The 15,599-nt window shown below is 69.3% G+C and carries 13 protein-coding genes; 6 read left to right on the plus strand and 7 right to left on the minus strand.

Features of this window, described 5'->3' with window-relative positions; all coding sequences use genetic code 11:
- Positions 1–135: 135 nt before the first annotated feature.
- The 3 genes from EDD27_RS24415 to EDD27_RS24425 all read right to left on the minus strand — a co-directional run bounded on the left by EDD27_RS24415 (position 136) and on the right by EDD27_RS24425 (position 3,480).
- Positions 136–1,041 carry a hypothetical protein gene (locus EDD27_RS24415; RefSeq protein ID WP_127934443.1) on the minus strand — a complete coding sequence of 302 codons (906 nt, stop codon included), beginning with the start codon at positions 1,039–1,041 and terminating at the stop codon, positions 136–138.
- A gap of 286 nt (positions 1,042–1,327) precedes the next feature.
- Entirely contained in the window at positions 1,328–1,714 is a 387-nt protein-coding gene (locus EDD27_RS24420; RefSeq protein ID WP_127934444.1) for a hypothetical protein, read from the minus strand.
- A gap of 104 nt (positions 1,715–1,818) precedes the next feature.
- A complete protein-coding gene (locus EDD27_RS24425; protein ID WP_127934445.1) occupies positions 1,819–3,480 on the minus strand; it encodes an endo-1,4-beta-xylanase in 1,662 nt (553 codons plus the stop codon).
- Between the two features lie 248 nt (positions 3,481–3,728).
- On the opposite strand from EDD27_RS24425, the gene EDD27_RS24430 reads away from it, so the two are divergent.
- From EDD27_RS24430 to EDD27_RS24450, 5 genes are all read left to right on the plus strand, one after another.
- The gene (locus EDD27_RS24430) at positions 3,729–5,393 is read left to right on the plus strand and encodes a class I adenylate-forming enzyme family protein (protein WP_127934446.1); all 1,665 of its coding nucleotides are present in this window, start codon (positions 3,729–3,731) and stop codon (positions 5,391–5,393) included.
- Positions 5,394–5,447: 54 nt separating this feature from the next.
- Positions 5,448–7,715, plus strand: a complete 2,268-nt coding sequence (locus tag EDD27_RS24435) for a hypothetical protein (protein ID WP_127934447.1) — start codon at positions 5,448–5,450, stop codon at positions 7,713–7,715.
- A gap of 134 nt (positions 7,716–7,849) precedes the next feature.
- Positions 7,850–8,257: a hypothetical protein gene (locus tag EDD27_RS24440; protein WP_127934448.1), complete on the plus strand. Its 408-nt coding sequence runs from the start codon at positions 7,850–7,852 to the stop codon at positions 8,255–8,257.
- A gap of 17 nt (positions 8,258–8,274) precedes the next feature.
- Complete coding sequence (locus EDD27_RS24445; protein ID WP_241564227.1) at positions 8,275–8,634, plus strand: nuclear transport factor 2 family protein; 360 nt, start codon at positions 8,275–8,277, stop codon at positions 8,632–8,634.
- Positions 8,635–8,734: 100 nt separating this feature from the next.
- A complete protein-coding gene (locus EDD27_RS24450) occupies positions 8,735–10,039 on the plus strand; it encodes an MFS transporter (RefSeq protein ID WP_127934450.1) in 1,305 nt (434 codons plus the stop codon).
- Here EDD27_RS24450 and EDD27_RS24455 read toward each other — a convergent pair.
- Complete coding sequence (locus EDD27_RS24455) at positions 10,036–10,782, minus strand: metallophosphoesterase family protein (protein WP_127934451.1); 747 nt, start codon at positions 10,780–10,782, stop codon at positions 10,036–10,038. The two genes, EDD27_RS24450 and EDD27_RS24455, sit on opposite strands and share 4 nt — an antisense overlap.
- Positions 10,783–10,900: 118 nt before the next feature.
- Here EDD27_RS24455 and EDD27_RS24460 point away from each other — a divergent pair, with 118 nt between their 5' ends.
- Positions 10,901–11,509 carry a Uma2 family endonuclease gene (locus tag EDD27_RS24460; protein WP_241564228.1) on the plus strand — a complete coding sequence of 203 codons (609 nt, stop codon included), beginning with the start codon at positions 10,901–10,903 and terminating at the stop codon, positions 11,507–11,509.
- Positions 11,510–11,512: 3 nt separating this feature from the next.
- Here the strand turns inward: EDD27_RS24460 and EDD27_RS24465 are convergent, their stop codons facing one another.
- From EDD27_RS24465 to pheS, 3 genes are all read right to left on the minus strand, one after another.
- Positions 11,513–11,746: a hypothetical protein gene (locus tag EDD27_RS24465; protein WP_127934452.1), complete on the minus strand. Its 234-nt coding sequence runs from the start codon at positions 11,744–11,746 to the stop codon at positions 11,513–11,515.
- A 153-nt stretch (positions 11,747–11,899) separates the two neighbouring features.
- Positions 11,900–14,455: a phenylalanine--tRNA ligase subunit beta gene (locus EDD27_RS24470; protein ID WP_127934453.1), complete on the minus strand. Its 2,556-nt coding sequence runs from the start codon at positions 14,453–14,455 to the stop codon at positions 11,900–11,902.
- Positions 14,455–15,495 (minus strand): phenylalanine--tRNA ligase subunit alpha, encoded by a 1,041-nt coding sequence (gene pheS / locus EDD27_RS24475; protein ID WP_241564842.1) that lies wholly within the window; start codon positions 15,493–15,495, stop codon positions 14,455–14,457. Before pheS ends, EDD27_RS24470 begins: the two co-directional genes overlap by 1 nt.
- Positions 15,496–15,599: the final 104 nt, after the last annotated feature.

Below are 15,599 nucleotides of genomic sequence, written 5' to 3' on the forward strand. Positions count from 1 at the left end.
TTCTCGACGCGCTTCGCGCTGAAGCTCCAACTCGCGGAAATCCAGGCGCTCGGAAGGCGTGCCATCGATCGTGCGGCCTCGCGTGTCGGGGAAGGGGAGGCGGGGTCCGAGCAATCGTCACAACCCGGATCCCCTTCACGATCCGGATCTGGGTCGTCGGAGCTGACCAGCACCGGCCTGCTGCCGTTTAGCGACGATCTGGACGATGGCGGCGGTGATCGTGCTGACGCATAGCCCGATCAGCATCGCCAAGATGGAGTAGACCCACAGAGTGTCCTGAATGCTGTCCTGGTTGTCCAAGCCCGAATCGGTCGTGAAGTAGACGGAGCAGAGCAGAAGCGGGCCGGCCGTGCCCGCGAGGGCACCGCTCATCCATCGGCCCTGCTGCGCCGTCCCCCATGCCGCGACGATGCCGCTGACCATGACCGGTCCGATCAACCCGGCGGTGACCCCACCGGCCTCCATGAACGTGGCCTTCACCACCCACTCACCAGTACCGCCGCTTAGCACGCGTTCCGAGAGCATGGGGTCGAAGGCCGGCGGCCTGTCCCACCACCAGGGTCGGGTGAATTCCACGAGAGAGACCCACAGGGTGTAGGCCACCAAGCCGACCCCGACCTCCCGATGCCGCAGCGCCGCCATCGCTGCGGCGACGCCGATCGCGCCGCCGATGACCGTCGCCAGGGCCACCTCAGACGGGCTGGAGTTGATGCCGTCTTCCGGCGCCGCGGATGCGAGACCGTACAGAAGCGGGGCAGCGATCAGACAGGAGCCGAGCCAAGCCGCCGGCGGCAGCCACAGCCAGGACCACGGCGCACGCCGGAAAGCGCGGTACGCGATCGCGGAGGCGACCAGTGTGGAAGCGACCGGATACCACGTGGAACGGGTCACGGCGTGGTCCCAGTCGATGTACTCCCCGTACGAGCCCCCTTCGGTCGTCCACTGATTGATGCCGAAGCGATCTGCGGCGAGGACCTGCGCGGCCGCCAGAACTGCGGCGACCAGCGCGCAAACGGTTGAGGCTGCCAGCCGCCACCTCACGCTTTCACCCCGAGACTCTGCCAGCGGGGCGGAGCATCCATCCCGTCGGCCAGCGCCCGCAAAGCCGTCATGGCAAGCATTGTGCAGCACCAAGATCCGAGACGAAGCGGAATCCGACAACTCACCCCGAACACCGACGGCTTCATCTGCGACCCGACACGGGCCTTCTGCGGGCCGTCAGACAACATGAACCCGTGGAAGCCCATGCAACATCATGAACAAGGTTCTCGCAGCTCAGTGACCTGCCGCCCCTCACACCAGCAGGCCACAAAGCCGCAGGTCAGCGCTAGATCCGGAAGAACAGGTTCAGGAAGCGGTCGGCGATCGCCAGGTCGCCCCTGACCGTGCCGGCGTTGCTGCGCCCGAACGTCGCGAGCACCATGTTCCCCGCGTCGAACTCGATGACGGTCGGCATCCCGGTCAGATCGCCCGTCTGGTACGTCATCCCGCCCGGTCCCACCGAGACGCGGAAGTCGAGCAGCTCCTTCTGCGGGATCCCGCGCAGCGCCACGGCCTGCTCGTTGCCCCGCTCGCCCATGCCGGGCACGCGGTCGGTCGGCGCCTCCCGTGCCTCCTCCGGTTCGGCCAGTGCGAACAGCCGCTCGGCCTCGTCCCTGACGACCCGCAGGATGGTGTCCTTGCCCGCGTACGAGGTGGCATCCCATTCGTTCATGCCGTTCCTATGGCGAACGACAGACGGCAACGGTTCAACGGTCGATATCTGCTGCAGAGAATCCCCTGGGCGGCAGGAGAGACGCCCAGGGGATCCGCGGAACATCAGGCGCAGGTGTATCCGGAGGGCGTCTGAGTGTTCCCGTTCGGGCGGCTGACCTGGAACCCGAAGGTGGTGCTGGCGTTCGGGGCCAGGTTGCCGTTGTAGCCCGCGTTCTTGGCGGTGACGGTCTGCCCGCTCACTGTCACGTCGGCGTTCCACGAGCCGGTGAGCGTGTGGCCGGCGGGCAGCGTGAAGGTGACGGTCCAGCCGGTGATGGCGGACGTGCCGGTGTTGGTGACGGTCACCGGCTGCACGACGTACCCGGTGCTCCACTGGGTCTGCACGGTGCCGGCCGCGGTGCACCCGCCGCCGCCCGGCCCCGACGTCGTGGTGAACGTGGCCGGCGGCGAGTTCGCCGACAGGTTGCCGGCCCCGTCACGGGCGCGCACGTAGACCTGGTACTCGGTGGTGGAGCTCAGCCCGGTCAGCGTGGCCGAGTTCGTGGTGCTCTGGGCCAGCAGCGTGTCGGTGGCGCCCTGCTCGCGGTAGATGTTGTAGCCGGCCAGCCCGCTGCCGCCGCTGTCGGTGGAGGCGGCCCAGGTCAGGGCGGCCGAGTTGGAGGTGACGTTGCTCGACGTGGGCGTGCCCGGCGTGGTCGGCGGCGTGGTGTCGGTCGTGGTGCCGCCGGCCAGCGCGTCGTGCACGGCGTTGTACGCCGGCTTCGGCTGGTAGCTCTCGTTGTAGATCAGCGCGGCGCCCTGGCCCGGGAAGGTGTCCGGCACCCACGAGTGCTTGTCGGTGAAGCCCCAGATGGTGACACCGGCGCAGGCGGTCACGGCCAGGCAGGCGTTGACGACGTTGCGGTAGTAGGTGGCCTGGGTGGCGTCCTTGGTGGCGTCCCTGGGCATCTGCATGCGCACGTCGAGCTCGGTGATGCGGACCTGGACGCCGAGGTCGGCGAAGCGCTGCAGGTTCCGCTGCAGGTCGTTCGGGAAGCCGTACTGGATGGCGAGGTGACTCTGGAAGCCCACGCAGTCGACGGGCACGCCCTGCTGGCGCAGCGACGAGACCAGGTTGTACATCGCGGTGCTCTTGGCGTTGATGCCCTCGACGTTGTAGTCGTTGATGCACAGCCGGGCGTTGGGGTCGGCGGCGCGGGCGGCGCGGAAGGCGTCGGCGACAAAGCTCTGGCCCAGCGTGTTGTACCAGAACGACGTGCGCCAGCCGCCGTTCTCGTCGAAGATCTCGTTCACCACGTCCCACGAGACCACGGTCGCGTTGTTGGCGTAGCGGCCGACGACCTGGCTGATGTGGTTCTGCATGGCCTGGCGCATGGCGCTGGCGCCCAGGTTCTGCACCCAGCTCGGGGTCTGGCTGTGCCACACCAGCGTGTGGCCGTGAACCTGCTGGTTGTTCTGGGTGGCGAAGTTGACGATGGCGTCGGCGCCGGAGAAGTTGAACTGGCCCTGGCTGGGCTCCGTGGCGTCCCACTTCATCGCGTTCTCGGCGGTGACCTGGTTGAACTCGGTGGCCGCGATGTTGCGGTAGGAGGTCTCATTGGACAGCGGGCTGGTGGCGAGCGCCGCGCCGATGAACTTGCCCTTCGCGGCCGCGTGCGTACGCAGGGACGCCGACGCGTCGGCCGAGGAGGCGGGCAGGAGGAAGGCTAAGGACATCCCCGCCAAGGCGAGGACTCTGGTGAACGAGGACGAAAGCACGAACATCTACCTCCGGAGGCAGGCACTCGACCCGAAAGTTTCGATCTCGCTTGGATCGCATCGCAGACGGTATTGACATGCAAGTGAAGGGTCAATGCCGGTCGTCACGAGCCGCTAAAGCGCCAGCTCGAGAGCAGAAACTATCGGAGTGGAAATGAAACTTTCACACTCAAGGAGGTTCTAGCGCGACGTACCTACCGGTCGGTACTGTGATTTACCCAGAATAATCGTCCACCGCGGGGAGCGTTCTGCAGATGTCCCTTACGCACGCCCAGGTCCAGGAGCAGCTCACCGGCCCCGGCCAGCTCTTCGAGATGGAGGAGATCGGCGACACCGGGGTACGCACATGGAAGCACGCGCCCGCGCACTTCCGCGCCCTGCTCGAGATGAGCAGGTTCCACGGTGAGAAGGTCTTCCTCGTCTACGAGGACGAGCAGATCACGTTCGAGGAGCACTTCCGCCGGGCCGCCACGCTGGCCAACCGGCTGGTCGACGACTACGGCATACGCAAGGGCGACCGGGTGGCCGTGGCCATGCGCAACTACCCGGAATGGGTGATCTCGTTCTCGGCGGTGCTGGCGGCCGGGGCGGTCGCCGTACCGCTCAACGCCTGGTGGACGGAGGCCGAGCTGGCCTACGGCGTCCGCGACTCCGGCGCGAAGGTGCTGATCGCCGACGGTGAGCGGGCGGTGCGCCTGGCCTCGACAGGCGTGCCGCTGATCGTCACGCGGGGCGAGCCGCCGGCAGGCGCGCGGGCTTTCGGCGAGGTGCTGGGCGAGGTCGCGGCCGACGTGAAGCTGCCTGACGTGGAGCTGTTCCCGGACGACCCGGCCACGATCTTCTACACCTCCGGCACCACCGGCCATCCCAAGGGCGCGCTGGGCAGCCACCGCAACCTCGGCCAGTCGCCCATGACCGTGGCCTACGGGCTCATGCACTCGCTCGCGATGGCGGGCAAGGACCTCGCGGCGGCCGCCGGGACCCGCCGGGTCATGCTGCTGACCGTGCCGCTGTTCCACGTCACGGGCTGCTTCTCCGGCATGACGACGACGATGTTCACCGGCGGCGGTCTGGTGCTCATGTACAAGTGGGACCCCGAGCAGGCGCTGCGCCTGATCGAGCGGGAGAAGGTCAGCGCCATGATCGGCGTGCCGACCAGCGCCTGGCAGCTCATGTCCCATCCCGACTTCGGCAAGTACGACCTGTCGTCGCTGACCAACCTCGGCTACGGCGGCGCACCGGCCCCGCCCAAGCTGCTGGAGCGGATCACCGAGAACCTCCCGGACCGCGCCCCTTCCAACGGGTACGGCATGACCGAGACGACCGCGCTGGCCATCGGCAACGGCGGCGCCGACTACCGGGCCAAGCCCGACAGCATCGGCCGGCCCGTTCCCGTGGTGGACGTGCGCGTGGTCGACCCGCTGGACAACGAGCTGCCGCCCGGCGAGGTGGGCGAGCTGTGCCTGCGCGGGCCGAACGTCATCCTCGGTTACTGGAACAAGCCGGAGGCGACGGCGCAGACGTTCGTCGACGGATGGGTGCACACGGGCGACCTGGCCAAGATCGATGACGAGGGTTTCGTCTACATCGTGGACCGGGCCAAGGACATGGTGATCAGGGGTGGCGAGAACGTCTACTGCGCCGAGGTGGAGGCGGCGTTGTTCGAGCATCCGGCGGTCGACGACGCGGCCGTGATCGGCGTGCCGCACGACGAGCTGGGCGAGGAGGTCGGCGCCGTCATCCGCCTGGCTCCCGGCCGGTCCGTCACGGCGGAGGAGCTGCAGGCGTTCCTGGCCGCCCGGATCGCCAAGTTCAAGATCCCGGCGCACATCTGGTTCCGCGACGGCGAGCTGCCCCGCAACCCCGGCGGCAAGATCCTCAAGACCCACCTGCGCAGGGAGATCCTCGGAAGCGCTTGATCAACTTTTCGGTGGCTCGCTAGAGTCGGCGCTCCAACCTCTCAGGAGTGCCTCGTGCGTCGCTACCGTTTCGGCAGGATCGCCGCGTTCGCGGCCGTGGCCTATCTTGTCGTGATCCTCGCGCTCGGCGTGGTCGCGTCGGCCACCGGAAGGATCGGCCTCGTCTGGTGGCCGGTCATGCGCGAGGAGCCACTCGAACGGCTCACCCTCTCGTGGTGGATCCTGCTGCTCCTGGGGCTGGTCGCGGCCGTGCAGAGCTGGGCCTACTGGCAGGTGCTGCGCGGCCGGGTCCGCGGCGAGTCACCGGCTGCGGACCGGCGGGTGGCCCTGCTGCGGGGGACGCTGTACGTTTCCGTCGCCTTCGCCCCCGTCGCACCGCTCCTGCCATGGACGTGGTGGCTGAGCGGCGCCTTCTATCTCCTGTACGCCACCACCGTCGTGCTGTACTTCCTGGTGCTGCGCGGTGCCAGGTGGCTGCGCCTTGCTGTGCTCTGCGGGGGAATGCTGTCGGTGTTGAGCTGGATCGCCGACACCGTGTGGTTCAGCCTCGACACTCCCGGCTGGCTCTCCGAGTTCACGAGGTGGCACGACGTGACCTGGGCCGCCTGGATGGTGCCGCTCCTGGTGGCCCAGGCCAGGGATCCCCGCTGGAGCAGGACCACGGTGGGGATGGGGGCGCTCTCGCTGGCGATGGTCCTCCTCCAGCCTTCGGCGATCATGTCGATCTCGTCGCTCGACGAGGTGGCCATCGAGCTGCTGATCTATTCGCTGCTCAGCGCGTTCAACGTCTTCGGCCTGGTGTGGCAGGCCCGATCCGCGCACGACCTCGCGAGCCCGCCCCAACCCGCTTCCCCGCCACCCGCCCGGTTCTCCGCCCGGCGATGGCCGCTCCCCGTGGTCGCGATCGTGCCCCCGTTGCTCCCCGCGGCGGTCAACCTCACACAGGGGATGCCGTTCTGGCTCGGCCCCAGGGGTGCGCTCGGGCGCTTCATCCGCGAGGACGGCAGCGTGCCTATGAGCATCGCATGGGTCGCCGTAGATCTCCTCGTCGGCGTCGGCGCCCCCGCCGTCCTGATCCTGATCGCGGTCCTGCGCAGAACCGACCGCTTCCTCCGGGTCACGAAGCTGACCCTGATCATCACCGCCGCGGTCGGCGTCGTCAGCGTGCTCACCACCGCACCCGGCGAATGGGCGTTACCGGGACCAGGCAACCAAGTACCGATTTATCCGGACGATCTCTTCGTCGAGAACGGCGAGATCGTCCTGGGCGGCGGCATCTCGCCCCTGTGGTACAGCACCGCGCTGCTCGCCTCCGCCCTCGTCCTGATGGCCCTGTACGCCCCCGCCCCCGCCCAGCGCCTGCGCCACCACGTGCTCGTGGGCGGTCTGGCCACGGCCGTGACCCTCGCCTTCCTGCCCACGAGTGACCAGGCACGCGGCCCGGTCACCACCGCCGCGGACTGCGAGCCGCCCGAGCACTGGGAGACCGGCGAGCCGGAAGAGCTCACCCTGAGCCCGGAGCAGAAGTTCGTGTGCGGCATCCGGCAGAACAGAATGTTCTCCTTCGCCGCCACCACCCCCGACCAGGTGCTGCTGGCTCACGGCAGGCGTCTGTGCGGCGTCTACACCCGCAACGACCCGCTGGAGCTCGGGGAGCTCGCCCGCGAGGGACTGAGCCGCGAGGCACTGACGGCCCCGCTCGCCGACATCTGCCCCAGCGCCGCCGCGACGGCCAAGAAGGCGCAGGAAGCCGACGACCAGGAGTTCGAGGCATGGGAGGCGGACGCGCAGCGCATGTGCGACTCCACCCCGCACCACCGCCCGCGCATCACCCCGGCCAAGGCCATCCGCATCAAGGAACCCCAGTGGACCGACCACGGCCTCCTGGAGGTGTACGAGGAGACGGGGGACGACTACGACCCCGCGGACATGACCCTCCTGAGGAAGGCCCAGGACAACGGGCTCGTCGCCGCCCGCCCCGGCCACCTCTTCGTCCGGGCCCACTCGGATTTCCGCCTCTGCGTCACCCTCGAGACCTACACTCGCCGCCCACCGGTCGAGACCACAGGCTGGGACCAGGTCGTCGAGGTCGGCTACGAGAGCCCCACCGGCCAGATCGTGCTCGCAGACATGCTGAGCGGCACCGAGCTGCCCGACCTCTCGCTCAACGGCCGCAAAGGCCACTACCGGATCCGCGTGCACTACGACTCGTTCGCATGGAAGGGCGAGCAGGGGAAGGGCCAACGCCTCCTGATCATGGCGTTCCCGGCCAAGGGGGACAAGGTCATCACGTACCACCAGCCTGTGGAGCGACGGCGGTGACAAGCGTCACAGCATGTCCATCGCCGCAGGTCAAGAGGCAGGTCGACACCTTCACTTACCTCCGGCGTAATCGCGGCCCCTATGCGGTGGCTGACATCTTTCAGGTGTCGCACCACACCGAAGAAGGAGCCGATATGACCGCCGTTACCGTCACCGCCGACAAGGCCAAGTTCCTGCGCCTGGCGCTGGCCGCCGATGCCGTCGTCACCGGCGGCAACGGGCTGGTCTACCTCGCCTTCGCCGGCCCCGTCGCGGGCCTGCTCGGCCCGGACGCGGGCCTGCTGCGCGGGATCGGCGTCTTCCTGCTCGTGTACGGCGCCGCGGTCGGCCTGCTGGCCACCCGCCGCACGATCAGCCCGGCCGCCACCAAGGCCGTGATCGCCCTCAACATCGCCTGGACCCTGGGCAGCGTCGCGGCCGTCATCACCGGGGCGGGTGACTTCACCACGATCGGCGCCATCTGGGCCATCGCCCAGGCCCTCACGGTCGCCGGGTTCGCCGAACTGCAGATCATGGGCCTGCGCAAGGCCCGCAACCAGTGACGCCAAGGGGGATGACCATGGAAAGCACTCTCGTCGAACGCTACATCGCCGCCTGGAACGAAACCGACGCCGACGCCCGCGCCAAGGCCGTCGCCGAGGTGTGGACCGAGGACGCCACGTACACCGACCCGCTGGCCGACGTGGCCGGTCACGCCGGGATCGCCGCGGTGATCGAGGGGGCGCAGGGCATGTTCCCCGGCCTCGTGTTCACCCCGGGCGAGGTCCACGAGGCCCACCACCACATCGCCAGGTTCACCTGGCACCTCGGCCCCGCGGGCGGGGAGCCGGTCGTGGTCGGCTTCGACGTGGTGGAGCTGGCCGAGGACGGCAGGATCCGCAAGGTCCTCGGCTTCCTCGACAAGGTCCCCACCGCCTGACCCCGAAACCAAGGCCCCGGTCACCCCGGGGCCTTCGCGTGTCCGTTGTGCGGGAAAACGATTTGCGGGGACCGCAGCTTCCGCCGGACAATCGGACCTCGTGCCCGATCGAGCAAGACGCCTTCTTCGTCACCTTTCCATCGACCTGAGCCCGCTGCGCGATTCACGTGACTATCGCCTGCTGTTCGGGGCCGGGGTCATCACGATGTTCGGCACGTTCATCACCCTGGTGGCGGTGCCGTACCAGATGAAGGAGCTGACGGACTCCTACCTCGCGGTCGGGCTGGTGAGCCTGGCGGAGTTCGTGCCGATGGTGGTGTGCGGCCTGTGGGGCGGCGCCCTCGCCGACGCCCTGGACCGCCGTAAGATCATCGTCCTGAGCGAGCTGGGCCTTCTGGTCACCTCGGCCGCTCTCATGGTCAACGCGCTGCTACCGGACCCCAAGGTCTGGGTCCTCTACGTGGTGGGCGCGATCTCGACCGGCATCGCCTGCCTGCAGCGGCCCAGCATGGAGGCGGTGTTCCAGCAGGTCGTCAAGCACGAACACCAGGGCGCGGCGGCGGTGCTGGCGAGCCTGCGCTGGAACTTCGGCGCCATCGTGGCCCCGGCCCTGGGCGGCCTGCTGGTGACCACGGCCGGCACGGCGACCGCGTACGGCGTGGACGCGGTCACGTTCCTGCTGTCGCTGGCGCTGCTGTGGCGGATCAGATCCCTGCCGCCCGCCGAGGTCGCCACGCCCGCCTCGCTGAAGTCGCTGGTCGAGGGGGTGCGCTACGCCGTGGGGCGCAGTGACCTGATGGGGACGTACCTGGTGGACATCGCGGCCATGGTGTTCGCGATGGGGACGGCGTTGTTCCCCTTCCTGGCTGACGAACTGCACGCGCCGCAGGCGCTCGGGATGCTCTACTCGGCCGCCGCGGTCGGCGCGCTGATCGCCTCTCTCACCGGCGGCTGGACGGCGCGGGTGCAGCGGCACGGCATCGGCGTGATCGTCGCCGCGACGCTGTGGGGCGTGGCGGTCGCCCTGACCGGCCTGGCCCCGGACGTGTGGCTGGTCTTCGTCTGCATCGCGCTGGCGGGCGCCGCCGACATGGTCAGCGGCATCTTCCGGATGACGATGTGGAACCAGACGATCCCGCGCGAGCTGCGCGGGCGCCTCGCCGGCATCGAGCTCCTCTCGTACGCCAGCGGCCCGATGCTCGGCAACACCCGGGCGAGCCTGATGGCCAACCTCGGCGGCACCCGCTTCTCACTGAGCGCGGGCGGCCTGCTGTGCGTCGCCGCCGTGCTGGGGCTGGCCGCGGCTCTGCCGAAGTTCCGCCGCTACGACGCCAGGACGGACGAGCACGCCCTGGCGGAAAAGGCCCGCCGTGAGGAGCCGGCGGCACAGGATGCCAGCGCCTAACCGCGATTCTCGGCCCGGGCGAACACCCGCAACGCCTCGGCGTCGGAGTAGACACTGGTCACGTACTCCCCCACCCACTCCTGGATCTCCTCGAACCCGCTCTCGGCGGCCAGCCGCTCCCCCACCCTGGCCGCAGCGAGGGGCGTCCACCGCAGACTGACCGCGCCGCTCTCCCCATCCAGCAACGCCCAGTGCGCCACACCGCCCCTCCCGTAGGGCATGCCGACCGATCCCGGGTTGACGACCAGCACCCGATCGGCCAGCCGCACGAACGGCATGTGCGTGTTGCCCAGCACCACGGTTTCGGCCGTCTCGCCCGCCAGCACGTCAGCCCACCGTTCCAGCGAGCTGTCGACCAGGATCACCTCCTCGTCGCTGCGCGGCGTGGCGTGCACGAACAAGGTCGCACCGAGCCGCCCGAGCTCGACCACCTGCCGCGCCGGCAACCCGGCCAGCAACTCGACCTGATCGCCCCGCAACCGCTCCCCCGCCCACTGAGTGACCGCACGAGGATGCGCCTTCCCCCGGGCCACCTCCACGAGCTCCCTGTCGGCGTTCCCGCTCACCCACAGCGCCCGTTCCTCCAGCGCCACGAGCACATCCAGCGTCTCCACCGGCATCGGTCCCGCCGCCATGTCCCCGGTCAGCACGATGAGGTCGGCGGTTGCCACGTCGGGCTCGGCCAGCACGGCTTCGAGCGCGGGCAGCACACCATGGATGTCGGACAGCACGGCGACTCGCATGCCGCCACTCTGCCCCGATCGTGGCCGCGATGGGAGAGCCGTTCGCGCCCAACGAACGACTCTCTAAGTATCCGTCCATTCACCTGGCGTGAGGGGATTAGATTGGTAGCGTTGCAGCATGACGGCCGAAGCGGTGATCCAAGAGATGACGTCTTCCTCGCTGCCTGACTGGGTCTTCCCGCCACCCGGGGGCTTCACAGCCGAAGATCTCGATCACATTCCGGATTTGCCTGCGCACACAGAGTTGATTGATGGAAGCTTGGTCTTCGTGAGCCCCCAAGCCTCCTTCCACACCAAGATTCTCGATGTCCTCGTCCCTGCCCTGCGCCAGTCCGCCCCAGAGAATCTTCGCGTGCGTCGCGAGATGAGCGTCATCCTCGCCGAAGATCAACGCCCAGAGCCTGATCTCATCGTGGTCAACGCCGAGGCGGTGCGCGACGACGATAGTGAGACTTTCTACGAGGCCAAGGACGTGGTGCTCGCCGTCGAGGTCGTCTCTCCGGAGTCCACGACCCGCGATCGTCACCGTAAGCCGGTGCTCTACGCCGAAGCTGGCATCCCGCATTTCTGGCGGGTGGAGAAGGACTCAGGCAAGCCCGTGGCATATGTCTACACGCTCGACCCCGCCACCAGGTCTTACGCCCTCACGGGTGCCCACTACGAATCACTGAAGCTGACCGTCCCCTTCGACATCGCCATCGACCTCACCGAGATCAGCAAGTTCTAAGGCTCAGCCCGCTTCCCGCCACCCGTCGTGCTGCTCCGCCAGCTGGTCCACCTTCGCCAGCGCATCCTCGCCGAGCCCTTCGATGACGACCACCCACTGCGCGTCCTCGGCGTCGTCCTCCCCGGCGAGCGTCTCTCGCACGACCCGCGGCATCCCGAGCTCAGGGAACCACTCGGCCAGCGTCTCAGCGACCTCCTCGGCGTCTTCTCGCTCGCCGAACACCAGTAGCTGCCTCATGAGACCGCATTCTGCCAGTCGACCACGTACGCGATGAACCGAGCGCCGGCGCACGCCTTGTGATCGACCGGACCTGGTCGTCTTCGCGATCTCGCCGAGATCGAGAACATGGAGGGCCGGCACGGCATCCGCCGTACCGGCCCTTTCACCGGTTCAGGCGCTCCGCAGCTGAGCCCCCACGCGATCGGCCGCCATGGCCACCGCCGCGTCCCGCGCCGCCGTCGTCTCCTCCACCGTCAACGTACGGTCAGCCGCCCGGAACCGCATCGTGTAGGCGAGCGACTTGTTCCCCTCGCCCACCTGCTCGCCGGCGTAGACGTCGAACAGCCGGATCGACTCCAGCAGCTCCCCCGCCCCGTCGCGCAGGGCCGACTCCACGTCCGCCACCGGCGTGAAGTCCGGCACGATCAACGCCACGTCCTGCGTGGCCACCGGATACGACGACACGGCAGGCGCGTCGACGGGCCCCGGCATGGCCGGCTCCAGGCGAGACAGCTCCAGCTCCATCGCAGCGGTGCGCGGCGGCAGCCCGTACGCCTCGATCACGCGCGGGTGCAGCTCGCCCGCGTGCCCGACGAGCGTGTCGCCCACGTACAGTGCGGCGCAGCGCCCCGGGTGCCAGGGCTCGTGCTGGTCGGCGGTGACCGACAGCTCGAGCCGTGCCTCGGCCGCCACCAGCCGCGCGGCCTGCACCGCGTCGGCCCACGTGGCCTGACGGCCGCCGCCCCACCAGCCGGACCGCTCGAACTCGCCGGCCAGCACGACCGCGACCCGCACCGGCTGGTCGGGCAGCGCGGCCTCGATCGAGGCCAGCTCCTCGGGGGTCGGCCGGCGTTCGACGCCGAGCACCGGAGCGACGTTGGGGGCGCCTTCCCGCGGCCGGTAGACGGCCCCGGTCTCGAACAGCGCCACGTCGGTGAAGCCGCGCCCGACGTTGCGTACCAGGGTCTTGAGCAGGCCCGGCAGCAGCGTGGTGCGCATCAGCGGCTCGTCCTCCGACAGCGGGTTGGCCAGCCGCATGGCGTGGCGTCGCGCGTCCTCGGCGGGCAGCAACAGGCGGTCGAAGTCGTCGGCGCTGATGAAGGGGTAGCTGAGCACCTCGACGTAGCCGCCTTCGGCCAGCGCCCGGCCGACTCGCCTGCGCAGCCGCTGCCCCTCGGTGAGCCCGGCCCCGGCCGGAGCGCTGGGCAGCACCGACGGCAGAGTGTCGTAGCCCTCCAGCCGGATGATCTCTTCGGCCAGGTCGTTGGGGTCGGTGAGGTCGGGCCGCCAGGACGGCGGCGTCACCGTGATCATGTCGTCGCCGTTGACGGCCAGCTTGGCCGCCAGCGCGCCTCCGGTCACGACCCCGGTCGGGTCGACGCCGCCCGTGCGCACCGCGGGGTCGTTGCCGTCCACGACGACGCAGCCGACCTGCCGCAGCCGGGCGACCACGGTGTCCTTCGAGTACGGGACCCCGGCCACGACACTCGGGTAGCCGGACGGGATCGCGATGCGCGGCGGCGACACCTCGACCTGGGCATGCGTGACCCCGGGCTGGACGGTCGCGCCGCCGAGCTCGGCCAGCAGCTGCACGGCCCGCCAGGAGGCGACGAGCGGCAGCTCCCGGTCAACTCCGCGCTCGAACCGCTTGGACGACTCGGACACCAAACCGTGCCTGCGGGACTCGCGTGAGATGCCGGTGGCGGAGAAGTGCGCGGCCTCGATCACGATGTCGGTGGACTCGTCGGAGATCTCAGTGGCAAGCCCGCCCATGGTGCCCGCCATCGAGATCGGCCCCGACCGGTCGGTGATGAGGATGTCGTCGGGGTCGAGCTCACGGACGACATGGTCGAGCGTCTCCAGGCGCTCGCCCGGCTGGGCCCGGCGTACGACGATCTCGCCGTTGAGCTTGGCCCGGTCGAACGCGTGCAGCGGCTGCCCGAGCTCCAGCATCAGGTAGTTGGTGATGTCGACCGCCAGCGACACCGGCCGCATGCCGGCCCGCGTGAGGCGGGTCCGCATCCAGAGCGGGCTGGGCGCGGCGGGGTCGAAGCCGGTGACCTCGCGCAGCACGAACCGGTCGCAGGCGGTCGGGTCGGCGATCGAGGCCGGCCACACCGTGCCGGTCTCGGCGGGAGGCTCGAGGTCGGCGGGGTCGCGGAAGGCCACACCGAACGCGGTCGCCGCCTCCCGTGCCACGCCCCGGATCGACAGCGCGTAGCCGATGTCGGGCGTGATCTCCAGCTCGATCACGTCGTCGCGCAGGCCGAGCAGCTCGACCACGTCGGCGCCGATCGGCGTGTCCGGCGGCAGCACCATGATGCCGGCGTGCTCGTCGCTCAGACCGAGCTCCCGCTCGGAGCAGATCATGCCCTCGGACATGCGCCCGTACGTCTTGCGCGCCCCGACCTCGAACCCGCCGGGCAGCACGCCGCCGGGCAGGACGACGGGCACGCGATCGCCGGCCTCGAAGTTGGTGGCGCCGCAGACGATCTCGCGGGGCGTCGCCTCACCGGTCTCGACCTTGCAGTGCCTGATCGGCTTCTTGAAGCCGGTCAGCTCCTCGATCTCCAGCACCTCGCCGACCACGACGTTCTTGACGTCGTGGCCGTGCGAGGTGATCGACTCGAGCTTGAGCCCGGCCATGGTGAGCTTGTCGGCCACCTCGTGGGCGGTGACCGCCGGGAGATCGACGTACTCCCGCAGCCAGGAAAGCGGGACCTTCATCAGATCTCCATTCCGAACGGGAGCGTGAAGCGCACGTCTCCTTCGATCATGTCTCGCATGTCCTCGGCGTTGTGGCGGAACATCAGGGTCCGCTCGATGCCCATGCCGAACGCGAACCCGGAGTAGCGCGAAGGGTCCACCCCGCACGCGACGAGCACGCGCGGGTTGACCATGCCGCAGCCGCCCCACTCGATCCAGCCCTCCGACTTGCACGTGCGGCAGGGCGGGTTGCCGGGGATCGCCGAGGCGCCGCGGCAGACGAAGCACTTGAGGTCCATCTCGGCGGACGGCTCGGTGAACGGGAAGTAGTTGGGCCGGAACCGGGTCGTGATGCCCTTGCCGAACATCACCTCGGCGAACCGGTCGAGCGTGCCCTTGAGGTGGGCCATCGTCAGGCCCTCGTCCACGGCCAGCCCCTCGGTCTGGTGGAAGACCGGCGTGTGGGTGGCGTCGAGCTCGTCGGTGCGGAACGTCTTGCCCGGCGAGATCACGTAGACCGGCAGGTCACGCTGGAGCAGCGCGCGGATCTGCACCGGCGAGGTCTGCGTGCGCAGCACCATGCCCGACTCGGTGGAGCCCACGAAGAACGTGTCGTGGTCGGAGCGGGCCGGGTGGTCCTTGGCGATGTTGAGCGCGTCGAAGTTGAACCACTCGCCTTCGAGCTCGGGCCCCTCGGCCACTTCGTAGCCCATGGCGATGAACGCGTCGGCGATGCGCTCCTGCAGCGTGGTCAGCGGGTGGCGGGCGCCGCGCGGCCGCCGGTCCCAGGGCAGGGTGACGTCGACGGTCTCCTCGACGAGCACCCGCGCGTCGCGCTCGGCCTCCAGCTCGGCCTGGCGGGCGGCGAGCGCCTCGTTGATCGCCTTGCGGGTGGTGCCGACGCGCTTGCCGGCCTCGGCGCGGGCGGCCGGCGGCAGGGTGCCGATCTCGCGGTTGGCCAGGGCGATGGGCGAGCGGTCGCCCGCGTGCGCCAACCTGGCCTGCTTGAGTGCGTCGAGGCTGTCGGCCGCCTTGATCGCCGCGATGGCGTCGGCCTCCATGCGCGACACCTCGTCGGCATGCAGCGGTGTCACCTCGACGGGGTCGTAGTCAGACAAGAGTGAGCTCCGTATCCAGGGCTTGAGCGGAAATGAGTCTAGTGGCG

The sequence above is a fragment of the Nonomuraea polychroma genome (assembly GCF_004011505.1).
Classification (GTDB): Bacteria; Actinomycetota; Actinomycetes; order Streptosporangiales; family Streptosporangiaceae; genus Nonomuraea; species Nonomuraea polychroma.

Coding starts and splice junctions, on each gene's coding strand:
- EDD27_RS24420 (WP_127934444.1), bottom strand. CDS start 1,714: ATGAACGAATGGGATGCCACCTCGTACGCGGGCAAGGACACCATCCTG.
- EDD27_RS24425 (WP_127934445.1), bottom strand. CDS start 3,480: ATGTTCGTGCTTTCGTCCTCGTTCACCAGAGTCCTCGCCTTGGCGGGG.
- EDD27_RS24430 (WP_127934446.1), top strand. CDS start 3,729: ATGTCCCTTACGCACGCCCAGGTCCAGGAGCAGCTCACCGGCCCCGGC.
- EDD27_RS24440 (WP_127934448.1), top strand. CDS start 7,850: ATGACCGCCGTTACCGTCACCGCCGACAAGGCCAAGTTCCTGCGCCTG.
- EDD27_RS24445 (WP_241564227.1), top strand. CDS start 8,275: ATGGAAAGCACTCTCGTCGAACGCTACATCGCCGCCTGGAACGAAACC.
- EDD27_RS24455 (WP_127934451.1), bottom strand. CDS start 10,782: ATGCGAGTCGCCGTGCTGTCCGACATCCATGGTGTGCTGCCCGCGCTC.
- EDD27_RS24460 (WP_241564228.1), top strand. CDS start 10,901: ATGACGGCCGAAGCGGTGATCCAAGAGATGACGTCTTCCTCGCTGCCT.
- EDD27_RS24465 (WP_127934452.1), bottom strand. CDS start 11,746: ATGAGGCAGCTACTGGTGTTCGGCGAGCGAGAAGACGCCGAGGAGGTC.
- EDD27_RS24470 (WP_127934453.1), bottom strand. CDS start 14,455: ATGAAGGTCCCGCTTTCCTGGCTGCGGGAGTACGTCGATCTCCCGGCG.
- pheS (WP_241564842.1), bottom strand. CDS start 15,495: ATGGAGGCCGACGCCATCGCGGCGATCAAGGCGGCCGACAGCCTCGAC.